A 1,290-nucleotide genomic window follows, 5' to 3' on the forward strand; every position below is an offset into this window, starting at 1 on the left:
CGCTCTGATTAGAGACGCATTCCTCCATTGTACCGGATGAAACAGCGGTGGCTCTCATGAATTAACATCGCGGCTCCAATTCGTTAACAAAGTGGCTCTCACTGATTAACTCACTGGCCTTATGGCAGTGAAATATTCAAGGAAAGCAGGGCTCCAGGGACGTACTATGCCAGAGTGTATGGTTACAATGGTGCATATGACACTTCGCAGAATTACATGATAACTTGGAGATTCTATCCAGATGTTGCATGGCCAGTACCCGGGTCCAATACGATTACAGATACCTTCGGGTCAACAGCGGGCAGAACCACGCCCCACAATGGACTTGATATTGGTACGTGGAGCAGTGGAGCATACTCATGGAAGTACGAAATTCAAGCTGTGAAGGCTGGTTATGTAACGGCCGCCGGATATGAATCCTCAATGGGGTACTATGCAAGAATTGACCACGGGACTTACAACGGTAGAAAAATTGAAGCAAGGTATTTACACATGGAAAGCTCTCCACTTGTGAGTACCGGCACCAGCGTTAGTAAGAGTCAGAGAATTGGTTGGATGGGTAGTACGGGTAACTCGACTGGAAAGCATCTCCATATTGACTTCAGGGACGCAAACGACTATTATGATCCGTTAACCTTCTTGGCGGCCCCACATCAGAAGGAGGTTGTTGATTATTGGGAGAAAAACCCCTCGTTAAAGCAATAATCTTGTAGTAGCTCGGAATTAGAGGCATGATTCTGAGTCTAATAAGGGGTGAGTGGGTCAAAAATCGTCTATTTTTTAACCGTGGAACGCATTTTCAAAAAAAAAGAGCATGCCAAATAACCCGACAATATCGGGTTTTTAAAAATATGGAACAGCCCTGTGACTATGCAGTTAATTGGCTTGCAAACCATTCGTCCAGTGAAGGAAGGTTCGCTTTTCTTGCTTCTTCCAACCATGCGTCGGCATGTTGGCACATGGCAATCAAGTAGACTCGAATGTTCCAGTGACGGGAACTGCGACCTTCAGAGGCTTCGAGTTTGTAATCCACCTTTTGACGCTTGATGCACCGCTCCACTCCGGTCCGTAGGGCATATCGTTGTTTCCACTCTTTGCTGTCGCGCCTGACGCGAGGAAACAGACGAGGATTATCCGAAGTGGATGTGTAGAATGTCCTTCCGTACTCGGAAGGTGAACAAGGATGCGGGCATTCCCATTTGCCTACTTTGGCGGGACAACGCCATTTGACGCGTTGACGGCCGGGGCATTTGCCCCAACCGATCATCTTCCGGCCAATGGGGCACACGG

At 47.9% G+C, this 1,290-nt stretch carries 1 protein-coding gene and 1 pseudogene; one reads left to right on the forward strand and one right to left on the reverse strand.

Annotation, left to right across the window (positions count from 1 at the left end; all coding sequences use genetic code 11):
- Positions 1 to 174 precede the first annotated feature (174 nt).
- Positions 175 to 705 carry a M23 family metallopeptidase gene (locus tag ACFO8Q_RS14435; protein ID WP_380026515.1) on the forward strand — a complete coding sequence of 177 codons (531 nt, stop codon included), beginning with the start codon at positions 175 to 177 and terminating at the stop codon, positions 703 to 705.
- Positions 706 to 868: 163 nt separating this feature from the next.
- Here the strand turns inward: ACFO8Q_RS14435 and ACFO8Q_RS14440 are convergent.
- Positions 869 to 1,290 (reverse strand): annotated as a pseudogene (locus ACFO8Q_RS14440) (DDE transposase); the annotation flags it as partial.

The organism is Effusibacillus consociatus, assembly GCF_042652925.1.
Lineage (GTDB): Bacteria > Bacillota > Bacilli > Tumebacillales > Effusibacillaceae > Effusibacillus > Effusibacillus consociatus.